The following is a 21,671-nucleotide window of genomic DNA, read 5'->3' as shown; positions in this document are numbered from 1 at the left end:
GCGCCGGTGCGTCCCCGCGCTGACGAACGCGGGGGCGCACCGGCTCGGGTCGGGCTCCGACTCCGGTCAGGCTCCGACCCTGGTCAGGGCCCAGCGTTGCAGGTTCGTGCCGGTGTCGGCCGCCTGGGTGGCGGCGTCGAGGTTGGCGACCCCGGCGATGGTGAGCACCTTGGAGCTGTGTGCGGCCGTGATCGTGCCTCCGGTGACCCGCCAGCGCTGGTTGGGCCCGTTGGTGCAGGTCCACTGGATGACCGCCGCACCGTCCTGGGTGGAGCCGCCGCTGACGTCGACGCACAGCCCGCTGGCGACGTTGGTGATGACGTACGTGCCGTCGGCGGTGCCGGTGAACCGCCACTGCTGGTTGGTGCCGGTGTGCGGGGCCCACTGCACGAGGGGGGTACCCGCCGTGCCGCCGCCCGGGTTGTCGAGGTTCCTGGTCGAGCCGACACTCGTGACGGTGTACACCCCGTCGGTCAGGGCGGTGGGCTCGTACGCCTCGACCTCGGCGAGGGACAGGATCTGCTTCCCGGACTGCTGCACCATCAGGTACCGGGCCGAGCGCCCGACCGGGATGGTGCTGGGCGCGCCGGCCTGGGTGGTCTGGTGCACGCTCCACACGCCCGCGGTGGCGGCCTGCTGCGCCGGGGTCCTGCCCGTGGTGAACGGGGTGTCGGACGCGAACACCCAGTAGTCGGTCAGCCGGTTCGCGCAGCAGTCGGTCCGGTTGAAGACGTGCACCGTGCCGAGCGGGCGCGAGGAGCCGAGGTCGACCTGCCACCACGGGTTGGCCTCCGTGACCGGGTCGCTGGTGTGGGTGACCGAGCCGGCCGCCCAGGAACCGTTGGAGTCGCCGTCGACCGCCCGGCCCGCGTCGCCGCCCCAGGCGGTGGTGGACTGGGTGGCGGGGCGGCCGTACGCCAGGTTGGCGACCTGGTCGCCCGGGTAGGCGGAGAACGCCGAGATCGCGGGGGTGGCCCGGGCCGTCAGTACCCGGAGCCTGATCCTGCTCGTGGTGACCGGGGTGGCGAGCTTGAGCAGCCGGCGGTAGCCGACCGTGGTGCCCGTGGTCGCCTGGACCCAGGCGGCGCCGTTCCAGGTGTCCACCGCGAAGGACGTGACCCGCTGGCCGACGGCGATGTTCTCCTGGACGCCGAACTCCCCGACCGTTTTCGGCGCGCCGAAGTCCACGGTCAGGGTGCCGGTCGGGCCGGTCGGGCTCCACGCGGTGTCGTAGTCGCCGTCGGTGGCGTTGGCCGGGGTGCCGCCGTCGGTGCTGGTCGGGGTGCCGGTGCGGGCCAGGTCGGTGCCGTAGTGGGCCCGGATCCAGGTGCCGAACTCGCCGAGCCGGGTCACGACGTCGGCGGGGAGCCGGCCGGTGTTGTCGGGGGCCGTGTTGAGCAGCAGGAGGCAGTTGCGGCCGATCGAGGTGCGGTACATCTCCTTGAGCTGGTTGAGGGTCTTCGGTCCGTTGCCGGCCTTCCAGAACCAGCCCGGTTGGATCCGCGCGTCGCACTCCGCCGGGGCCCACTTCAGGAACTCGGCCGCCCCGAGCTTGGCGTCGGAACCCAGATCAGCCGGGTACTCGCCCCCGACCGGCGACGTCGGCCGGTCCGCGGCACCGGTGGCGGGCCCCTTGAACGGCAGCGCGCTGTACTCCGACAGCCGCCCCACCCCGTCCTCGTTGCCGACCCAGCGCAGGTCGGTGCCTCCGAACATCACGGCCCCCGGTTGCAGGGTGCGCACGATCCGCACCCAGTCGGCGTAGTCGTAGGTCTGGGTGGTGTTCCCGAGCGGGTTGGCCCCGTCGAACCACACCTCGTCGACCTGCCCGTACTGGGTCAGCAGCTCGTAGAGGGTGTTCATGAAGAACCGGTTGTAGTCGTCGGCCACGACGTCGAACGTGGCCGGGCCGGTGGGCCGGGTGCCGTCGAGCCCCGCCTCGGGGATGGTCGCCGCCCGCGCCGCGCTGTTGTTGCCGTACCTGCCGCCGGCCAGCGCCTCGTGCAGGTCCGCCGGGGACAGGTAGAACCCGACCTTGAGCCCGTACCGGTGCGCGGAGTCGGCGAAGCTGCGCACGATGTCGCCGGTGCCGTTCTGCCAGCTGCTCGCCCTGATCGAGTGGTTGCTGTACCTCGTCGGGTACATCAGGAAGCCGTCGTGGTGCTTGGCGGTGAAGGTGACCTGCTGGAAGCCGGCGTTCTTCAGGGTGGACGCCCACTGGTCGGTGTCCAGGGCCGTCGGGTTGACCACGTTCGGGTTCTCCCTGCCGTCACCCCACTCGACCCCGTTGAAGGTGTTGGGCCCGAAGTGGATGAAGGCGGTCTGTTCGCGTTTCTGCCAGGCGAGCTGGGCGGCCGAGGGCACGACGTTGGCGGCCTTCTCGATCCGTTGCGCGAGGGTGTCGGAGGCGGGGGTGGCGATCACCGGGGCGGGGGTGACGGCCGCGTGCGCGGGGGCGGCGACGGCGACGGTCAGGGCGCACGCCGCCAGGGCCAGGAGTCTGCGTTTCACGGGACCTGCTCTCGTGTGAGGGGCACGATCGGGGGCCATATTGATCGATGTGATCGGATGACTGCCCCAGGTTGCCCCCGGAGTCTCGCGCTGTCAACCGGTCGATCGCGCCATGTCATCCGATGTCTGGGAGCGAGGACGGCGAACGCCATGCTCAAAGCCGGTGCGCGACCGCCCGAAGATCCTGGAATCGACTGCTCGAATGTGCAGCGTATGAGCAAATTTCGATCAACTCTTGACGGGAATCGATGACGGTCGGTCTAATCCTCCTCACCCTCATGAAAGTGTGACCACGATGCGCATTCGCACCCTGACCGGCGCGGCACTGCTGGCGCTGGCCGCCACCGCCGTGTGCACCCAGCCCGCGTCGGCCGCCGGCACCGCCTACCACCTCGACTGCGCCGCCGGGAACGACGCGAACACCGGCACCACCCCGGGTACCGCGTGGAGGACGCTGGGCAAGGTCAACGGTCGGACGTTCGGGGCCGGCGACCAGATCCTGATCCTGCGCGGGACGACCTGCGCCGGGGCACTCACGCCGAAGGGCTCGGGCACCACCGGCAGCCCGGTCACGGTCGACGCGTACGGCACCGGGGCCAAGCCGGTGATCGCGGGCGCGGGCGTCGAGGCCGCCGTGCGGCTGTACAACCAGCAGTGGTGGGAGGTCCGCAACCTCGAGATCACCAACAAGGGCGCGACCGTCGGCAGGCGTCGGGGCGTGTCGGTGGAACTCGCCGACTACGGCACCGCCAGCCACATCGTCCTGGAGAACCTCGACATCCACGACGTCAACGGCGAGGACAAGAAGGACCTCGGCGGTAGCGGCGGCATCTACTTCGCGGTCAGCGGCACCACGACCCAGACCCTGTTCGACGGGATCACGATCCGGAACAACACCGTCAACAAGGTCGACCGGGCGGGCATCTTCATGGTGTCCACCTGGAACCGGTCGGGCTTCGAGGCCAACCCCGCCGGGATCTTCCGGCCGTGGCCCAACGTGGTGATCAGCGGCAACCGGCTCGGCGACCTCGGCGGGGACGGGATCGTCGCCGGGAACACCACCGGCGCGCTCATCGAACGCAACTACGTCAACGGGTTCCAGAAGCGGTCGGCCGGCTACAACGCGGGGATGTGGGCCTACGACGCCGACTACGCGGTGTTCCAGTACAACGAGGCGACGGGTGGGCAGACGACCCGCGACGGCATGGCCTACGACGTGGACCAGGGCACGATCGGGGCGGTGTTCCAGTACAACTACAGCCACGACAACGCCGGCGGGTTCATGCTGCTGTGCAACGCCAGCGGGATCGTCCGCGACGCCGTCGTGCGCTACAACATCAGCCAGAACGACGCCCACCGCGGCGTGGAGACGTGCTCGGCCGGCGGGATCGAGTCCGCCGACGTGTACAACAACACGATCCACATCGGCCCCGGCGTCAGCCAGACCGTCGTCAACGACAACAACACCACCCGCCGCAACGTGCGGTTCCGCAACAACGTCGTCGTGAAGACCGGCAGCGGTTCGGCGGGCTTCTCCGCGCTGGGCGCCGGCTACGTCCTCGACCACAACGTGCTGGTCAACGTCACCGGGGCGCCGGCGGGCTCGGGCAGCACGGCCGACCCGAAGCTCTCCGGCGCGGGCACGGCCACAGACCTCGACCACGCGGACGGGTACCGGCTGTGCGCCGCCTCCCCCGCCATCGGCACCGGCGCCCTGATCGCCACCAACGGCGGCCGGGACTACTACGGCAACCCCGTGTCCGGCACCGCGGCCCCCAGCATCGGCGCGCACGGCGGCCCCGGGGTCACCTGCTCCGCCGGCCCGGTCACCTCCGGCGGGACCTACGAGGTGGCGCTGTCCGGCACCGGCCAGGCCCTGGACGTGCCCGGTGGTACCACCGCGCCCGGGACCCGGCTGATCGTGTGGGCCCGGCACGGCGGCGACAACCAGCGCTGGACGTTCACCGCCAACGGGGACGGCAGCTACGCGATCCGGAACGTGAAGTCCGGGCTGTGCGTCGATGTGGACGGCGCCGGCACGGCCGCCGGGGCCGCGATCCTCCAGTGGACCTGCACCGGCACGGCCAACCAGCGCTGGCAGCTCAGCCCGGCGACCGGGGGCGGGTACACGGTGACCGCCCGGCACAGCGGCCTGGTACTCGGCGCGGCCGGGACCGGCAACGGCTCGGCCGCCACCCAGCAGACGGGCACGGGCGCGGCCACCCAACGGTGGGCGTTCACGGCCGCCTGACGCGCGGGCGGGCCGCCGACCTCAGGGGACTGTCGGTGGCCCGTACCCGTCGGAAGGGGTTGCTCAGCGGCGGCGGGCCGTCGTCAGGGCCACCACGAACTGGCCCCCGCCCTGCTCGACGCTCGACGTCACCGGCAGCTTCGGCGCCAGCCGGGAGAACCGGTCCACCAGCCAGGCCGCGACCTGGTCCGCGTCGGCCCGGTCCGCGCACCGGACCACGACCTCCCGGCCGCCCTTGCGGTCCAGCCGTTCGGCGACCGTGATCAGCGGCGCGGGCTCCATCAGGATCAGGTCCGCCGGCCACGGGATCACGGCGGTGACGGCGCCCTTCTTCGTGTTGCAGCCCCGGTGGGCCAGGCGTTCGGCGCCCGCGAAGTCCCCGGTGTTCTTCTTCCCCGACTTCTGGGCCGTGCGGCTGTCGACGCTGGGGCCGCGCGGGTCGTTCACGGAGATGGCGCGGTCCACGGGTTCGTCGCACACCCAGCAGCGCCAGCCGTCCTGGTCTGCTACGTCTTCGAGCTGGCTCATGCCGGACTGCCGTTCGTCGGAAGGATGTCGCCCCACACGCTAGCCTCCCGGCGGCGCGGGAGCCCTGCGGGTCCGCCGCCACTCCCGGGTCCCGCGTAACACAGCAAAACCCCTTATAGCATGATCAACGGGGTACTGGTGGCCCGCCGCAGTGTCCGCTCCGGCCCGGGCCGAACGACAGACGGGACGCGCATGTTCGCGAGGAAGTGGCTGCTCGCCGCCGGGATCGTCGCGGCGGTCCTCGCGGCCGGGTTGGTCGTGTTCGTACTGGTCCGGCCCGGGGCGGCCCCGGCGCGCCCCGACTGGGCGCCGTGCGCGGGCCGGGACGGCTTCGACTGCGCGACGCTGCGGGTACCCGTCGACCATGACCGGCCGGAGGGCCCCACGATCGGGATCGCCCTCAACCGGCTGCCGGCCGGAGACCCCGCCGCCCGGATCGGCGCGCTGGTCGTCAACCCGGGCGGGCCGGGCGAGTCGGGGCTGGACATGGTGTTCGAGGGCCGCGAACAGTTCGCGGCGCTGCGGGGCCGGTACGACATCGTCGGCTTCGACCCGCGCGGGGTCGGGGCGAGCGGCGCGGTCCGGTGCCTGGACGACCCGGCGATGGACCAGTTCACGGCGGCGGACCGCACGCCGACCACCCCCGCCGGACGGGCCCGGGTCCACGAGGACCTGAAGGCGTTCGCGGACGCGTGCGGGGCCCGGTCCGGGAACCTGCTGCCCTTCATGGGTACGGAGAACGTCGCCCGGGACCTGGACCTGATCCGCGCGGCCCTCGGCGAGGACCGGCTGCACTACTTCGGGTTCTCCTACGGCACCCGGCTCGGCCAGTTCTACGCCGAGCGGTTCCCGGGCCGGGTGGGGCGGATGGTGCTCGACTCGGTCGACAATCCGGCGGAGGGGGAGGTTCCCGGGCCCGACGCTACGGCCAGCCCCGGGCCGGGCGGCAGCCCAGGTCCCGGCACGCCTGGTCCGGGCAGCCCTGGTCCGGGCACGCCTGGTCCGGGCGGGAGCCCCGGCCCCGGTGGTGGCCCCGACCCCGGTGGCCCCGCTGCCGCCGAGGACGAGCCCGACCAGGCCGAGTCCGTGCTGCGCGACATCCTCCGCGACTGCGCGCGCCGCCCCGACTGCCCCGTGGGCACCGACGAGAACGGCGCGGTCCGCGCGGTCGACGACCTGCTCGCGAAGCTGGACACCCGACCGTTGCCGGCCGCCGGGGGCCGGCAGCTGACCGGGTCGCTGGCCCGGGCGGCGCTGTTCCAGGCGACGTACTCGCCGGACAACTGGGAGCAGGCGCGGACCGGGCTCCGCGACGCGCTCGACGGGCGGGGCGACGGGCTGCTCGCGCTCGCCGACGACTACTACCACCGCGACAGCCAGGGCCGCTACACCAACGCCACCTCGGCGTTCGCGGCCGTGACCTGCCTGATCGGGGACCCCCGGCAGGTCCGGGGCACGCCCGGGGAGACCGCCGCGCGGATGGACGCGGGGGCGGCGGCCTCGGCGAAGGCGTCGCCGCACTTCGGCGCGTGGCTGTACTACAGCAGCCAGTACTGCGCGTACTGGCCCGCCGCGCCGACCGTCGCGCCGCACCCGGTCAGCGCCGAGGGTGCGCCGACGATCCTGCTGGTCAACAACACCCGGGACGCCGCCACGCCGCTGGAGGGGGCCGAGGCCGTCGCCGACGCGCTCGCCGACGCCCGGCTGGTGGTCGCCGACGCCGACGGGCACATCGCCTACGGGAACTCGCCGTGCGTCGGGCGGATCGTCGACGACTTCCTGTTGAACGGGACCGTGCCGTCCACAGCGGAGTCCTGGCCCCAGCGGCCGGTCACCTGCCCCGCCTGAGCGGCCGGAGACAACCGGCCGGTGCCGGGCGGGGAACCTGGAGCGCCCAGGTCGGCGCGGGACGCGGGAGCCGCTGGCCATCCCGGGGCAGACACGGAGGCTGCCGGCTGATGGCGGTCGGGACGCGTTGCCCCAGTACCCGAAGAAGGGTCTTTCGGGGTCAGGCGCCGGCCGTCGCGAGCCGGGCCTGTTCCTCCTCGACGATCTGCCGCGCCAGGCCCCGGTCGGACACGTCGACCGCGTCGGGCGAGGACTCGGCGACGTCGCTGCGGCGGGCGTAGGCGTCGAACAGCCGTTCCTTGTTCGCCAGGATCCGCAGCATCCGCTCGTCCACTCCCCCGGTGGTCAGGAGCCGGTGCACCTGCACCTTGCGAACCTGTCCCATCCGGTGCGCGCGGGCCACGGCCTGGTGTTCCAGGGTCGGTTTGACCTGGGGTTCGCACAGCACGACCACGGAGGCGGCCTGCATGTTGAGCCCGGTGCCGCCGGCCTGGATCTGGCTGAGCAGCACCGCGTGCCCGGGAGCGGCCGCGAACGCGTCGATGAGCGCCTGGCGCCGGCTCGGCGGCACGTCCCCGGTGATGGGGCCGAACACGCCCGCGCCGAGCGCCTGTGCGACGGTGTCGAGCACGTCGCGGAAGTAGGAGAAGACCACGACCTTCAGCTGGGTCTCGGCGGCCTCGGTCACCAGTTCGCGCAGGCGGCGCAGCTTCGTGGACCCGTGGGCGTCGGCGTACCCGGCCCGGCGCATCGCCATGAAGTTCCCGGCGAGCACGGCGTCGCGGTAGGCGGCCTCGTCGGTCGCGCTCGGCTCCTCCCACTCGTCCACCTGGATCAGCGAGGGCAGCTCGGGCAGCACGTCCTCCTGGTTGCGGCGCAGGTAGGCGGGCGCGACGGCGGACCGGAACGCGCGGGACCCGGCGACCGCGTCGGCGACGTCGGGCACGAGGTCGGGCTGCAGGTACGACACCAGGCTGCGGAACTCGGCCACCCGGTTCTCCATCGGCGTACCGGTCAGGAACAGGGTCCGGTCCGCCCTGCTGATCCAGGCCCGCACGGCCCGGGTCCGCCGGGTGTGCGGGTTCTTCACGTAGTGCGCCTCGTCGACGACGAGCATCCCGACGGTGCCCGGCTCGGGCGGGGCGAGCAGGTGCAGCGTGTCGAAGGTGGTGACGGCCACGCCGCCGTCCTGCCGCCACTCCGCGTACGCGGCGTCCCGGTCGGGCCCGTGCACCGGCACGGCGCGCAGCCGGCTGCGGGAGGCGACCTCCCGGGTCCAGTTGATCAGCACGCTCGCCGGGCAGACGACCAGGTGGTGGGTGCCGCCCCGGGCCGCGAGGTGGGCGAGCGCCGCGATGGCCTGGATCGTCTTGCCCAGCCCCATCTCGTCGCCCAGGATCGCCCGGCGCTGCACGAGCGCGAACCGGGCGCCGAAGGACTGGTAACCGCGCAGGGAGACCCGCAGGTGCATGTCGTCGAGGGGCTGGGCGGTGACCCGGTCGGCGATCCCGGCGGGGACGAACCCCTGCGCGGCCTCCAGGTCGGGGCTGCCGCCGGAGAGCTCCGCGAGCAGGCCGTAGTAGTCGGCGGACCGGACCTCGAAGTCCACCCAGGCCCCGGCGCCGGTGGCCGGTTCGCCGAGCAGTCTCACCGTCACCTGGCTGAGCAGGACGGCCGTGTCGCGGGCGCCGGCCTCGGCGAGGACCGCCTCCAGGTCGAGCACGGCGGCCTCGGCGGCGTCCCGCCCGGCCCTGCCGGTGAACAGTGTGCGGAGCCAGCCGGTCGCCGGCCGGGCCACGCCGAGCAGCGGGGTGATCCGGGCGGTCAGGCCCCCGGCGGCGTCCGCGGCCCGGCGCAGGTCGGGTTCCGCGTCGACCAGCGGGTGCAGGGCCGCGACGAGGGCGGTCGAGGACGCGTCGGGCGCGTCGACGTCGAGCCGGACCGTGACGTTCTCCCCGGCGGCCTCCGCGATCTGCCGGGCGGCGGCCAGGGCCTGGTCGGCGGTCTGGTTCCCCACCCCCGGGATCTGGCGCAGGGTGTGCCGGGAGGCCTCGTGCACATGGCGGACCGTGGTGTAGCCGGCGGCCTCCAGCGCGGCGAGGCGCAGCCGGCCCTCGGTGACGTCCTTGAGCCGGGCGATCGGGATCCGGGTGAGCTCCCGGGCGACCAGCTCGGCGAGCAGCGGGGCGAGGGCGGTGCGGGCGGTGTCGAGCGCCCGGCGGTGCTGGGTGGTCAGGGCGTCCGCGGCGGCGTGCAGGGCGGTCGCCGCGGCGATGGCGGCTCTGGCGCGCTGCCGGGTGACGGGGGCGCTGTTCACGGACACGCCGACCAGCATGTCACCCGGGTGCGACACCCGACGTCACCCGTCGCCGGTCACCCGTTTGTCCGCCGCCGTCGGCCCGTGCGACTCCAGCGCGACCGGCGCCCGCAGCAGCTTCCCGATCGTCCCGGCCCAGTCGTCCGGCCGTTCGGGCCGCCCCGGGCGCGCCCAGGCCAGTCTCGCGGTGAGCGCCTCCTGGTACGCCAGATCCCCCTGGGCGCCGGGCACGATCCGGTCCCAGTCGCCGTACGAGGTGCAGATGCCCAGCTCCGGGACCCGGGCCGGCACGTCGAGGTGGGTGACGGCCAGGCCGTGCACGCCGCCGGCCACCTCCGCCGCGTACCGGTGCGCGACCGCGTCGAAGTGCCCGACCCGGAACGCGCCCTGCCACGGGCCGACCCCGTTGTGCGGGTCGGGGAGCGCCGCCGTCAGGGCCGCGTCCTCCGTGACCAGCGGGCCGGGGCCGTGCCGGGTGGTGTAGGCGCGCACGACCCCCAGCCGGTACGCCTCCCGGCCGGCCCCGGCGAGCAGGGTCTCCGCGTTGGCGAAGGTGGTGGTGGACCAGGTCGTGTAGGGGTGCCAGCCGAACCATTCGTCGAGGAGTACCCCCTGGGCGCCCTCGAAGACGCACGGGCCGGCGGCCAGCAGCCCCCGCAGGGTGGCCGGGCCGTCCACGATCCGCACCGCGCGGCCAAAGGCCTCGAAGACCGCCGCGACCTCCTCGACCGGGGGCGCGCCGAGGTCGCCGAGCTGGTCGGTGAGCCGGTCGCGGACCGCGGTGAGCCGGCGGCGCAGCCGGGCCGGGGAGCGCACGTCGGCGGCGCGCGGCGCGTCGGGGTGGTCGAGCGCGTAGGACACGGTCTCGCCGACGCCCAGGCCGCAGGAGCCGTGCCGGTCCCCGCCCCGGCGGCGCTCGCGGAGCTGGTTGGCGGCGCGGTGCCAGACCGTGGTGAGCGGCGCGTCACCGTCCACCGTGAGCAGTGCGTAGGGGTCCGGCACGCCGAGCGCGGTCAGGTGGTCCGCCTCGCCGGCCAGGGCCAGCGGGTCGACGGCGACGAACCTCGACAGATGGGTACGGACCCCGTGCAGCGTGCCCGCGCCGAACTGGGCGAACGTGTGGTGCCGGCCGTCGCGGGTCACCACGTTGTGCGCGGCCTGGGCTCCCCCGTTGAACCGGATGACCGCGCTGCGCCCCCCGTCGGCGCACAGCGCGTCCACCACGGTGCCCTTGCCGGCGTCGCCGTAGCCGAGGTCGACCACGACGACGTGTCCGCTCAGCACGGGTGCCCCGCTCCCCCGGGCAGGGTCCGCGCGCCGGGCCGGGTCCGGACACCGGGCCGGGTCCGGACACCGGGCCGCGTCCGGATATCGGGCCGGGTCCGTGCGCCGCCCCGGCCGCCGGCGCCGTGCCCGGAGGAGCCGGTCCCCGGCGGCCGCGGGGTCACAGCCGTTCCACCGCGCCGGTCGGCCCCGCGAGGTCGGCCCCGGTGAGCCCGCCCCGGACCACGGCGCCCCGCCCGGCGCCGAGGGTCGCGAGCGCCCGCCCGACGACCTCCCCCGCGCCGGACCCGACGTCCGCGAGGTCCGCGAGGCCCTCGGCCAGGTCGATCGCCTCCTCGCCGAGCCCGACGGTCAGCGCGATCGTCTCGCACACCGCGTCGAGGTCGTCGAGCTGGATGACGTTCTGGCCGAGCAGGCCGCGCCAGTAGCCGAGGATCTCGGTGTCGCCGGCGTACGCGCTGCCGGTGGGCAGGATGTAGTACACCTCGTAGCGCTGCCGGAGTTCCGCGACGATGGCGGCCACCGGGACCGGCTCGGCCAGCTTGTCGCCGACGACCTTCCTGACCTCCTTCGGCTTCACGCCCGCGTACGGCATCTCGTCGCCGATCAGGAACAGGTACCCCTTGCGGCCGCGCTTGTCGTAGCAGTCCAGGCTCGTGTGCCGGGCCATGAAGTACATCGCGAGCTCGTAGGACTCGGTGCGCTGGCCGCCCCCGCCGCCCTCCAGCACGATGTTGGCGAGGTGGTCGTCCATCCGGTTGTCCGACTCGAACTGGCCGATCTGCAACGGCACCCGGTCGCAGGTGGCGTCGCCGACGGCCCCGAACAGGATCTGCGGGTCGGTCACGTACCCCTTGCGCAGCAGCAGGCCGAACAGCTCCGGCAGCTTGGTCTGCAGGGTGCGGGGCACGTGCCCCATCGAGCCGGTGACGTCGAACAGCACCGCGATGGCCGTGGAGCGCGGGTGCTCGTCGCTGTCGCGGCTCTCCCGGACGTCGACCCCGTGCGGGTCCAGCGTCGGGTGCACGTCGCGCGCCCCGCTGTCGCTGTAGGCGAAGGCACTCGTGCCGGTGGCGGCCCGGTAGCTCTTCGCGGCGTCGTACACGTTGGTGTCCCAGCGTCCGCTTCCCATGACTTACTCCTTCAGCGTGAACGGTCGAAAGGTCCGGGGGCCGTACAGGTCTTCGAGCAGCTCGTCGAACTCGGCGAGCAGCCGCCAGGCGTCCTGGGGGCGCCTGCGCTGGTCGGGCAGCGAACAGCCGGCGGCGAAGCGGAGCAGGGCCGGGTGCGCCCTGGTACCCATCAGATCCCGCATGCAGCTCGTGGCCATGTGCACGTCGGTGCCTGCGGACGCGGGTCGGCGGGCGGGCACCTCGGGCGGGTAGCGGTCGCGGTGCCGGGCGACCAGGGCCGGCACCGGGGTGTCGGGGGTGGTCACGGAGTAGCACCAGTCGACGAGGACCAGCCCGTGCTCCCGGGGGTGGATGAGGACGTGCTCGGGCAGGACCGCGCCGTGCAGCACGCCGGCCCGGTGCGCGTGGCCGAGGGCCACCAGCAGCCGGCGCCACATCCAGGCCACGTCGCGCGGGTCGACACCGTCCGGATAGGACTCCGCGACCTTCGCGAGGCTGACGAACTCGGAGTGGTCGGACAGGATGTTGGCGGTGCGTCGGACCCACGTCCCGGGCTCCTCGTGCCGGAACGTCTCCACGAGCCGGGGCACGTAGGCGCGGTGCCGGGGGTCGCCGTCGCGGGCCAGCTGGGCCAGGGCGGTCGCCTCCCGTTCGATCAGGTCGCTGTCGCCGGGAGCGCGGGGCAGTTTGAGCACCACGTCGCCGTCGAAGTGGCTCAGACGGAACAGGTTGGCCAGGTCGCCGGTCGCGAGCAACGGCCCCATCCGGTACCGGCGGGTCCGGGTAGCGAGGACCGCGCCGCCCCGGCCCTCGTGCTCGGCCCAGAGTTCGGCGAGCCGGGCGAAGGCCGCGGTGGCGGTGGCCCGGTCGCCGGTGGTGGTGTCGGGGTGCAGGATCCGGACCATGCGCCGGTACGCGCGGGCGGGCTGGTCGGTGCCGAACAGCTCGCCCGGGGCGCGGGCCGCGTGCACGGCGGTGACGAGGGCGGTGAAGTCCGGGTCGGGTCCGGAACCCGATCGCGGAGCCGGGGCCGGCGCCGATCGCGGAGCCGGGGCCTTCTTCGGGTGGTCGTCGTCGGGTTCGAAGTCCGTCCTCGGGTCGGGTCTCGGCCCGCGGCCGGGGCTCATCGGACCTCCTCCTCGCGGGCCGGCCGGAGCAGCGCCGGGTGCAGCAGCCGGGCGTCCCCCGCGCGGTAGAGCTTGGACCGGGGCCCGCCCCGGGCACCGCCGCGCCCCGTGGTCTCCCCCGTGCTCTCCACGAAGCCGGGCACCGACAGCACCTTGCGGTGGAAGTTGCCGGCGTGCAGCTCCTCGCCCCAGACGGCGGTGTACACGGCGCGCAGCTCGGCGATGGTGAACTCCGCGGGCACGAACGCCGTCGCCAGCGGCGTGTACTCCAGCTTGGCCCGGGCCCGCTCCAGCCCGTCGGCGAGGATCGCGTCGTGGTCGAAGGCGAGCCCGGTGGCCCGGTCGACCGGCACCCAGGCGGCCCCCGCGGCGTCGCCCCCGGCGCTCGGGTCGGGCAGGCTGGGCGCGAACGCCAGGTACGCCACCGAGACCACCCGCATCCTGGGGTCGCGGCCCGGGTCGCCGTACGTGCCCAGCTGTTCGAGGTGCACGGCGCTGAGCGGCCCGGTGCCGGGGCGCAGGCCGGTCTCCTCGGCGAGCTCGCGCATCGCCGCCTCGTCGAGGGTCTCCGCACGGACGAACCCGCCGGGCAACGCCCACCGGCCGGCGAACGGCCGCTCGCCGCGCTCGACCAGTAACACGTGCGGGACGCCGTCGCGGACCGTGAGGGCGACCATGTCGACGGTGACGGCGACCGCGGGGTAGGCCCTCGGGTCGTAGTCGTCCAGGTGGTCGGTCATCGCCGCTCCAGTCATTCTCACAGTCAGATTATCTCGAACTGAGAACAACCTAGCACCCGTCCCGCCCGCCGACAAGGCCCGGCCTGCCCGGTCCCGCCACGCCCCGCCACGCGCCGCGCCGCGCCGCGCCGGCTCGGCTCGGCCCCGGCGCCGGCCCCGGCCCGGAAAACCACTGGTCACCGCCTGGGATGATCAACGGGTGCTGCTGACGATCTCCACCACCCACACTCCGGCGACCGACCTCGGATACCTGCTGGTCAAGCACCCCGACCGGGTGCAGTCCTTCGCGACGACCGGCGGGACGGCGCACGTCTTCTACCCGGAGCCCACCACCGAACGGTGCACCGCCGCGCTGCTCCTCGACGTCGACCCGGTCGAACTCGCCCGCCCGTCGAAGGGCCGCAGGACCCCGGACTCGTTCTCCCTGGGCCGGTACGTCAACGACCGACCGTACGCGGCGTCCAGCCTGCTGACCGTCGCCCTGGGCAAGGTGTTCCGCTCGGCGCTCAAGGGTGCCAGCCGGGACCGGGCGGACCTGCTCGACACGGCGATCCCGCTGGAGATCGAGGTGCCGGCTCTGCCGTGCCGGGGCGGCGCCGACGTGGTGGAGCGGCTGTTCGCCCCGCTCGGCTGGACCGTGACCGCCACGCCCGTGCCGCTGGACCCCGCGTTCCCCGAGTGGGGCGACTCCCCGTACGTGCGGCTACGGCTCACCGGCACGGTGCGGCTGGCCGACGCGCTCAACCACCTGTACGTGCTGCTGCCCGTGCTCGACGACGCCAAGCACTACTGGGTGTCCGAGGACGAGGTGGACAAGCTGCTCCGCGCCGGGGACGGCTGGCTGGGCGGGCACCCCGAACGGGAACTGATCGCGCGCCGGTACCTGGCCGGCCGGCGCACCCTGGCCCAGTCCGCGCTGGAACGGCTGGACGCCACCGACGAACCGCTCGACGACACCCCCGACGCGGTGGAGCGGGTCGAGGCCGCCGAGCGCGCGAAGCCGCTGGTCAGGCTGCGCAAGGAGGCCGTACTCGCCGCGCTGGCCGAGACGGGAGCGGCGCGGGTGCTCGACCTCGGTTGCGGGCCCGGCGCGTTGCTGCTGGAACTGTTGGCGGACAACAGGTACACCGAGATCGTCGGCGCGGACGTGTCCAGCGTGAGCCTCGCCATCGCCGAGCGCCGGCTGCGGTTCGACCGGATGCCCGACCGGCAGCGCGCCCGGATCACGCTGATCCAGTCGGCACTCACGTACCACGATGACCGGTTGAAGGGTTTTGACGCCGCCGTGCTGATGGAGGTCATCGAGCACGTGGACGAGGCCCGGCTGCCGGCCCTGGAGCGGGCCGTGTTCGGGCACGCCGCCCCGCGCACCGTGATCGTGACGACGCCGAACGTCGAGTACAACGTGCGGTACGAGTCCCTGCACGGCCACCGGCACGACGACCACCGGTTCGAGTGGACCCGCGCCGAGTTCGCCGCCTGGGTCGACCGGGTCTGCGCCGCCCACGGCTACACCGCCGAACTCCGCCCCGTCGGCGACGAAGACCCCGAGGTCGGCTCCCCCACCCAGCTCGCCCTGTTCCGGAAGGCCGCCTGATGCACCTCGACATTCCCGAGCTCGCGCTCGTCGCGCTGGTCGGCGTCTCCGGCTCCGGCAAGTCCACGTTCGCCCGCGAACACTTCCTGCCCACCGAGGTGCTGTCCTCCGACGCGTTCCGGGGCCTGGTCTCCGACGACGAGAACGACCAGTCCGCGACGAAGGACGCGTTCGACGCCCTGTACCACGTCGCCGGCCTGCGGCTGCGCGCCGGCCGCCGGGTCGTCGTGGACGCCACCAACGTCCAGAAGCACGCCCGCGCCGAACTGGTGAAGCTCGCCCGGAAGTTCGACGTGCTGCCCGTGGCCATCGTCCTCGACACCCCCGAATCCGTGGCCTGGGAACGGACCCAGGCCCGCCCCGACCGCGGGTTCGGCCGCAAGGTCCTCCAGCGGCAGGGCCAGGACCTGCGCCGTTCCCTGCGCGGCCTCGGCAAGGAGGGCTTCCGCAAGGTCCACATCGTCCACGACCCGAGCGACATCACCATCGGGTACGAGAAGGCGTGGAACGACCGCCGCGACGTCACCGGCCCCTTCGACATCATCGGCGACGTGCACGGCTGCCGCGCCGAACTGGAGACCCTGCTGACGACGCTCGGCTGGACCCTGGTCCGCGACGGGGCCGGCCGGCCGGTGAACGCCACCCACCCGGAGGGTCGGCGCGCCGTGTTCGTCGGCGACCTCGTCGACCGGGGCCCCGACTCCCCCGGCGTGCTGCGCCTCGTGATGGGCATGACCGCCGCCGGCACCGCGCTGTGCGTCCCCGGCAACCACGAGCAGAAGCTGCTCCGCTCCCTGCGCGGCCGCCCGGTCACCGTCTCGCACGGCCTCGCCGAGACCCTCGAACAGCTCTCCCACGAGGACCCCGCCTGGGTCGAGGAGGCCGCCCGCTGGATCGACGGCCTCGTCAGCCACCTGCGCCTCGACGGCGGCCGGCTGGTCGTCGCGCACGCCGGACTCAAGGAGGAGTACCAGGGCCGCGCCTCCGCCCGGGTCCGCGACTTCTGCCTGTACGGCGAATCCACCGGCGAGACCGACGAGTACGGCCTGCCCGTCCGCTACCCGTGGGCCACCGACTACCGGGGCGACGCCATGGTCGTCTACGGCCACGTGCCGACCCCGGCCGCCGAGTGGGTCAACAACACGATCTGCCTGGACACCGGTGCCGTGTTCGGCGGTGCGCTGACCGCGCTGCGGTACCCGGAGAAGGCTCTGGTCTCCGTGCCGGCCGAGCGGGTGCACTACGAGCCCGTCAAGCCGCTCGGCGCCCCGGCCCGCGACGACGCGACCCTGAACCTGGCAGACGTCACCGGCCGCCGGCACCTGCGCACCGACTACGGCACCGTCCTGGTCGAGGCCGAGAACGCCGCCGCCGCGCTGGAGGTGATGAGCCGGTACGCGATCGACCCACGCGCCCTGCTGTGGCTGCCGCCGACCATGTCCCCGCCGTCCACGTCGACCGTCGAGGGCTACCTGGAGTACCCGACCGAGGCGTTCGCCGACTACCGGGCCGCCGGCGTGGACACGGTCGTCTGCGAGGAGAAGCACATGGGCTCCCGCGCCGTCGTGCTCGTCTGCCGCGACCAGGCCACCGCCCGGGCCCGGTTCGGCGTGCCCGACGGATCCTCCGGCGTGATCCACACCCGCACCGGCCGGCCGTTCTTCACCGACCCGGCACAGACCGAAACACTTCTCCACCGGGTACGCGTCGCCGCCGCCCCGCTCTTCGACGAGCTGCGGACCGACTGGCTGCTCCTCGACTGCGAACTGCTGCCCTGGTCCGCCAAGGCCGGTCCGCTGATCCGCTCGCAGTACGCGGCCGTCGGCGCGGCGGCCCGCTCCGCCCTGAGCGCGGCCACCTGGGCCCTGGAGGCCGGCCACAAGCGCGGCCTGGACCTCGCCGCGCTCCGGGACAAGACCTGGGAACGGTCCCACCACGCCGAGGACTTCGTCGAGGCCTACCGCCGGTACTGCTGGCCCGTCGACGGCCTGGACGGCATCCAGCTGGCCCCCTTCATGCTGCTGGCCTCCGAGGGCGCCTCGCACGCCGACCGCGACCACGACTGGCACCTGGCCGCCTGCGACCGGCTCGTGGCCGCCGACCCGGTCACCTTCCGCCCCACCGGCCGGCGCGTCGTCGACCTGACCGACCCCGCGTCGGAGCGGGCGGCCACCGACTGGTGGCTGGAACTGACCGGCGCGGGCGGCGAGGGCATGGTCATCAAGCCGCACGCGGGGCTGGGGCACAGGGTGCGAGGCAAACTCGTGCAGCCGGGGATCAAGTGCCGGGGCCGGGAGTACCTGCGGATCATCTACGGGCCCGACTACACGGCGCACCTCGACCGGCTCCGGGACCGGGGGTTGGCGCGCAAGCGGAGTCTGGCGTTGCGGGAGCACGGGTTGGGGATGGCGGCGCTCGACGCGGTGGCGGGGCGGGCTCCGCTGTGGCGGGTGCACGAGTTGGTGTTCGCGATCCTGGCCCTGGAGTCCGAACCCACGGACCCCCGCCTGTGAACCGGGGGGCGGACCGGTGACCGCGCGCCGCCCCCGCCCCGGCACCGCCGGCGACATCGGGGCACGCTTCAAGATGCACCGCCGCCGGATCCGGCTGGACGGTCGCGAGTACACCGTGCTGGGCCTGCGCCCGGGCAGCCCGGCACGGTTCGCGACGAACCACCACCACGAGTGCTGGCACGTCCTGTCCGACCTGCACGGCGCGCGGCTGCTCGGCCGGCTGCTGTGGGGCCTGGCCTTCCAGCGCAGGCCGAACACCCTGGTGCTCCTCGACCGCCCGTTCCTCGACCCGAACCCGTTCGACGCCGAGCCGTCGGACCCGGTCGTCCTGCTGCCGTCGACCCTGACGCCCCTGTCGACGTCGGCCGCCCGCCAACTGCGCCGCCAACTCCCCCTGGCCGGCGCCCCGGACGGCACCGTCGTCTGGCAGACCCACGGCCTCGACACCGCCGTGTCCGCCAGCAATGCACCGAGGATTCGCCCGCGCGAGGAGCGCCCGTGGCGCGCGCCGGCCGCGCGGACCGGCAGACGGTGCGACCGGATCGGCGGACTGGTCGTGTTCGCCGCGCCGCCCTCCCTGCCGAAGGAGTGGGCGGTGGAGGTCCACCAGCTCGGCGACTGGTGGCACGGCGGCCAGACCGCCACGGAGGACCTCTGGCCGGACGGCGAGGTGCAGATCCTCCAGAACTACCGCCAGCAGGTGCGCCTCACGGGCCAGGCCCGCGCCGAGATCCTGTCGGAGAGCCCCCGTCCGCCACGGCTCGGGGACAACGCGCCGACCGGCAGCCTGGGCCGGAGCACCGGGACCTGCCGCCCCGGCAGTTGCGGCGGCTGGTCTGGCAGCGCCGCCTGAAACTGGTGCGCCGCCGACTCCCGGACAGCTGACGGGCCGGGTCCGCCGGCCGCCGGGTCCGCCCGTCAGACCTGAAGGTGCCTGCGGATCGGTTCTCGTGACACAGGTGCGTAGTGCGAGTTGACTGCGGGTTGGCCGGTGTAGTTGGGACCCGCCTGGTCGTCCGCGCCCAGATACTCGAACGGCAGGGTCACCTCGCCCCGGCCCCGACGGGTGATCCGCCGGCTGCGCGCGTCGTACCCGAAGCCCGCCGACCGTAGGGCCGTGGTCAGCCGACGGCCCATCGGTTTCCCGTCCGCGCCCCGGACACTGGCCACGTCGAAGCTGGCCGCCAGCACACCGTCCGGGGCCAGCCACGACGCGGCACGGGCCAGGACGCCGAGCTTGTCGCCCACGTAGTGCAGGCCGTGCACGCAGGAGACCAGGTCGAAGAGGTGCCCGGTCTGCGGGGTCCAGTCGGTGACAGAGGCGGTGACCAGACGTACCCCCGTGTGTGGGGACGTCGCGAAGTGGTCGACCAGGTCCACGCCGACGATCTCGACCCGCTCCGCCAGGCCGGCCGCCCCGAACAGTGTCGCGGCCTCGGACAGCGCCCGACCCGAGCCGCAGCACAGGTCCAACCAGCGGACCGGGCGGGTCGGGTGACCCAGCCGGCTGCGGAGTTCGGCCACCGGGTCCAGGCCCAGCTCACGACCGTAGCCGTTGGAGCCGGTCAGCCCGCGTTCGCGGTTCATCGCGCAGTTGGCGACCACCGAAGAACTCTCCAGCGCACCGTCCCGGAGCAACGCCACCGACCCACCTCCCAAGGCCACGACCCTATCCGCACCGGGCGCCACCTCCGAACCGGGCAGGAGCGCTGACTACCCGTCCCCGGGGCTGAAAATCGCGCTACTCCGCGACTAGAGTCAGCGATGTCCCAGCGGCCGCGCAGTCTTCCGGATATTCCGGAAATCCCTGCTGTCCGCACAGGTTCCTCCACGCTGCCCAGGGGGCCATTTCCGTGTCCGTGTTCCGCGCATCGGCGTCCGCTGTCGCCCAGTTTCCGCGCGACGGGTCGCTCTCCCGTGCGATCTTCGCCCAGATGACACGGGGCGTCTCACCCAGCGAACGAAAATCCTGGGACAACAGCCTCCCGGTGCTCGCGCAGGACCTGGTGGACGCGGGGCTGGGCGGCGTGGAGATGCTGATCGAGTTCCGCCTTCCGCTGACCAGCAGGTGCGCGGATGTCGTACTCGCCGGCACCAGGCCGGGCAGTCCGGATCTCGACGCATACGTCGTGGTCGAATTGAAGCAGTGGTCTCAGGCGGAGACCTATGACGCCGCCGACAACCTGGTCCTGGTGTCCGGCATGAACCGACCGCAACTGCATCCCGGGACCCAGGTGGAGGGCTACTGCCAGTACATGGCGGACTTCCTCACCGTTCTTGACGGCCGCACCGACCAACTGCGCGGTGTCGCGTACCTGCACAACGCCGAGGAGGCGGATGTCCGCGATCTGCTGGAACTCCCGCAGACGCAGTACAGCCAACTGTTCACCAAGAACCGCAGAGGCGAGTTCCAGGCCTTTCTGAGCAGGCACCTCGCGCCGCAATCCACCGCACGGGCGGGTGACCGGCTACTCAGCAGCGGAGTTCGTCCCAGCAAGCAGCTCCTCAAACTGGCCGCCGAGGAGATCAAGAACCGCGAACAGTTCGTTCTAGTCGGCAACCAGCGGCTCGCCTACGAGCTGATCATGAACGCTGTGGAGAAGGCCCGGTCAGGTGACCGGAAAACGGCCATCGTGGTGACGGGCGGTCCCGGCAGCGGCAAGAGTGCCATCGCGCTCTCCGTCCTGGGAGGCGTGACACGTCAGGGCGGGGCCGCGCTCCACGCGACCGGTTCCAAGGCGTTCACGAAGACCCTCCGACGGTACGCGGGCAAGGGGGCGCCCCGGGTCAAGAGCATGTTCAAGTACTTCAACAACTTCATGTCAGCGCCGCCGAACCGCCTTGACGTGCTCATCTGCGACGAGGCCCACCGTATTCGCGAACAGTCCGCCGACCGGTGGACCAAGGCCGCGCTCCGGACCGGGAAGCCGCAGATCGACGAGTTGTTGAGCGCGGCCTACGTGCCGGTGTTCTTCCTCGACGAACATCAGGTGGTGCGGCCCGGGGAGACCGGCACCGTCGACGTCATCCGGAGCCATGCCGAACAGCGCGGAATGGCGGTCCACGTCATCGGACTGCACGAGCAGTTCCGCTGCGGCGGCAGTTCCCGGTACGAGAGGTGGGTGCTGAACCTTCTCGGACTCCCGGCCTCCGACACCGGCCTCGACGGAGACGAGGAGACCGACGCCCCGGCTGAGTCTCCGCTGCGCGACGCGGACATGGTGTGGGCCACGGACGGCCAGTTCGAGGTGACGATCGCCGAGAGCCCCCATGAGATGGAACAGCTGCTGCTCGCCAAACAGCAGGAGGATCCTGGGACGTCGGCCCGGATGAGTGCCGGATACTGCTGGAAGTGGAGCGATCCCAACGGGGACGGAACCCTGGTGCCCGATGTCGCCATCGAAGACTGGTCCCGGCCGTGGAACGTCAAAGGCGAGAGTGCGGTGGGTACCGCCCCGGCTTCCGCGCTCTGGGCCACTGACCCGGGCGGATTCGGCCAGGTCGGTTGCGTCTACACGGCGCAGGGCTTCGAGTACGACTGGTCCGGAGTCATCATCGGACCGGACCTGGTCGCCCGCGGCGATCAGCTGATGTCGATCAGAAACAGGAACGTCGACAGCGTCCTGGGGCACAAGACCTCGACGGACGCCGCTATCGACACGTTGATCCGGAACACCTACAAGGTGCTGCTCACCCGGGGCATGAAGGGAACCGTGATCTACGCGACCGATCCGGCGACTCGGGACTTCCTCCGGAGCAGAGTCACGAGGGGCGACCACTAGTCGTCGGGTGCCGTGGAACGTTCACCGTCACGGCACCCGA

The 21,671-nt window shown here is 73.0% G+C and carries 14 protein-coding genes; 6 read left to right on the top strand and 8 right to left on the bottom strand.

Annotated features, from left to right (window positions below):
- Positions 1-66: 66 nt before the first annotated feature.
- On the bottom strand, positions 67-2,511 hold the full coding sequence (locus PT931_RS34235; protein WP_456249868.1) for an alpha-L-fucosidase: 2,445 nt from the start codon (positions 2,509-2,511) through the stop codon (positions 67-69).
- A gap of 295 nt (positions 2,512-2,806) precedes the next feature.
- Between PT931_RS34235 and PT931_RS34230 the strand changes: the two genes are divergently transcribed.
- Positions 2,807-4,762, top strand: coding sequence for an RICIN domain-containing protein (locus PT931_RS34230; RefSeq protein WP_456249867.1), 1,956 nt, complete (start codon positions 2,807-2,809; stop codon positions 4,760-4,762).
- A gap of 63 nt (positions 4,763-4,825) precedes the next feature.
- Here PT931_RS34230 and PT931_RS34225 read toward each other — a convergent pair whose 3' ends face one another.
- Positions 4,826-5,290 (bottom strand): hypothetical protein, encoded by a 465-nt coding sequence (locus tag PT931_RS34225; protein WP_456249866.1) that lies wholly within the window; start codon positions 5,288-5,290, stop codon positions 4,826-4,828.
- A gap of 192 nt (positions 5,291-5,482) precedes the next feature.
- On the opposite strand from PT931_RS34225, the gene PT931_RS34220 reads away from it, so the two are divergent.
- Complete coding sequence (locus tag PT931_RS34220) at positions 5,483-7,138, top strand: alpha/beta hydrolase (RefSeq protein ID WP_456249865.1); 1,656 nt, start codon at positions 5,483-5,485, stop codon at positions 7,136-7,138.
- A 160-nt stretch (positions 7,139-7,298) separates the two neighbouring features.
- Here PT931_RS34220 and PT931_RS34215 read toward each other — a convergent pair whose 3' ends face one another.
- From PT931_RS34215 to PT931_RS34195, 5 genes are all read right to left on the bottom strand, one after another.
- The gene (locus tag PT931_RS34215; protein ID WP_456249864.1) at positions 7,299-9,461 is read right to left on the bottom strand and encodes a DEAD/DEAH box helicase; all 2,163 of its coding nucleotides are present in this window, start codon (positions 9,459-9,461) and stop codon (positions 7,299-7,301) included.
- A gap of 36 nt (positions 9,462-9,497) precedes the next feature.
- A complete protein-coding gene (locus tag PT931_RS34210) occupies positions 9,498-10,739 on the bottom strand; it encodes an adenylosuccinate synthetase (RefSeq protein ID WP_456249863.1) in 1,242 nt (413 codons plus the stop codon).
- A 160-nt stretch (positions 10,740-10,899) separates the two neighbouring features.
- Entirely contained in the window at positions 10,900-11,871 is a 972-nt protein-coding gene (locus PT931_RS34205; protein ID WP_456249862.1) for a hypothetical protein, read from the bottom strand.
- A gap of 3 nt (positions 11,872-11,874) precedes the next feature.
- Positions 11,875-12,999: a molecular chaperone DnaJ gene (locus tag PT931_RS34200; protein ID WP_456249861.1), complete on the bottom strand. Its 1,125-nt coding sequence runs from the start codon at positions 12,997-12,999 to the stop codon at positions 11,875-11,877.
- Positions 12,996-13,754: an NUDIX hydrolase gene (locus PT931_RS34195; protein ID WP_456249869.1), complete on the bottom strand. Its 759-nt coding sequence runs from the start codon at positions 13,752-13,754 to the stop codon at positions 12,996-12,998. Before PT931_RS34195 ends, PT931_RS34200 begins: the two co-directional genes overlap by 4 nt.
- Before the next feature lie 184 nt (positions 13,755-13,938).
- Between PT931_RS34195 and PT931_RS34190 the strand changes: the two genes are divergently transcribed.
- The 3 genes from PT931_RS34190 to PT931_RS34180 are packed head-to-tail and all read left to right on the top strand — an operon-like array spanning position 13,939 to position 18,702.
- The gene (locus PT931_RS34190) at positions 13,939-15,336 is read left to right on the top strand and encodes a 3' terminal RNA ribose 2'-O-methyltransferase Hen1 (RefSeq protein WP_456249860.1); all 1,398 of its coding nucleotides are present in this window, start codon (positions 13,939-13,941) and stop codon (positions 15,334-15,336) included.
- Positions 15,336-17,849 (top strand): polynucleotide kinase-phosphatase, encoded by a 2,514-nt coding sequence (locus PT931_RS34185; protein ID WP_456249859.1) that lies wholly within the window; start codon positions 15,336-15,338, stop codon positions 17,847-17,849. Before PT931_RS34190 ends, PT931_RS34185 begins: the two co-directional genes overlap by 1 nt.
- A gap of 16 nt (positions 17,850-17,865) precedes the next feature.
- The gene (locus PT931_RS34180) at positions 17,866-18,702 is read left to right on the top strand and encodes a hypothetical protein (protein ID WP_456249858.1); all 837 of its coding nucleotides are present in this window, start codon (positions 17,866-17,868) and stop codon (positions 18,700-18,702) included.
- A 65-nt stretch (positions 18,703-18,767) separates the two neighbouring features.
- On the opposite strand, the gene PT931_RS34175 is transcribed toward PT931_RS34180, so the two are convergent.
- Positions 18,768-19,493 carry a class I SAM-dependent methyltransferase gene (locus PT931_RS34175; RefSeq protein ID WP_456249857.1) on the bottom strand — a complete coding sequence of 242 codons (726 nt, stop codon included), beginning with the start codon at positions 19,491-19,493 and terminating at the stop codon, positions 18,768-18,770.
- A 209-nt stretch (positions 19,494-19,702) separates the two neighbouring features.
- Here PT931_RS34175 and PT931_RS34170 point away from each other — a divergent pair, with 209 nt between their 5' ends.
- Positions 19,703-21,631: a DNA/RNA helicase domain-containing protein gene (locus PT931_RS34170; RefSeq protein WP_456249856.1), complete on the top strand. Its 1,929-nt coding sequence runs from the start codon at positions 19,703-19,705 to the stop codon at positions 21,629-21,631.
- Positions 21,632-21,671 lie beyond the last annotated feature (40 nt).

This window comes from Longispora urticae (assembly GCF_053902585.1).
Note: the sequence above shows the minus strand (reverse complement) of the source record. Positions and strands in the feature narration are given on the sequence as shown.

Bases quoted from the DNA above. Each gene is read 5' to 3' on its own strand.
- PT931_RS34230 (WP_456249867.1), top strand. From the start codon at position 2,807: ATGCGCATTCGCACCCTGACCGGCGCGGCACTGCTGGCGCTGGCCGCC.
- PT931_RS34225 (WP_456249866.1), bottom strand. From the start codon at position 5,290: ATGAGCCAGCTCGAAGACGTAGCAGACCAGGACGGCTGGCGCTGCTGG.
- PT931_RS34220 (WP_456249865.1), top strand. From the start codon at position 5,483: ATGTTCGCGAGGAAGTGGCTGCTCGCCGCCGGGATCGTCGCGGCGGTC.
- PT931_RS34205 (WP_456249862.1), bottom strand. From the start codon at position 11,871: ATGGGAAGCGGACGCTGGGACACCAACGTGTACGACGCCGCGAAGAGC.
- PT931_RS34200 (WP_456249861.1), bottom strand. From the start codon at position 12,999: ATGAGCCCCGGCCGCGGGCCGAGACCCGACCCGAGGACGGACTTCGAA.
- PT931_RS34195 (WP_456249869.1), bottom strand. From the start codon at position 13,754: ATGACTGGAGCGGCGATGACCGACCACCTGGACGACTACGACCCGAGG.
- PT931_RS34185 (WP_456249859.1), top strand. From the start codon at position 15,336: ATGCACCTCGACATTCCCGAGCTCGCGCTCGTCGCGCTGGTCGGCGTC.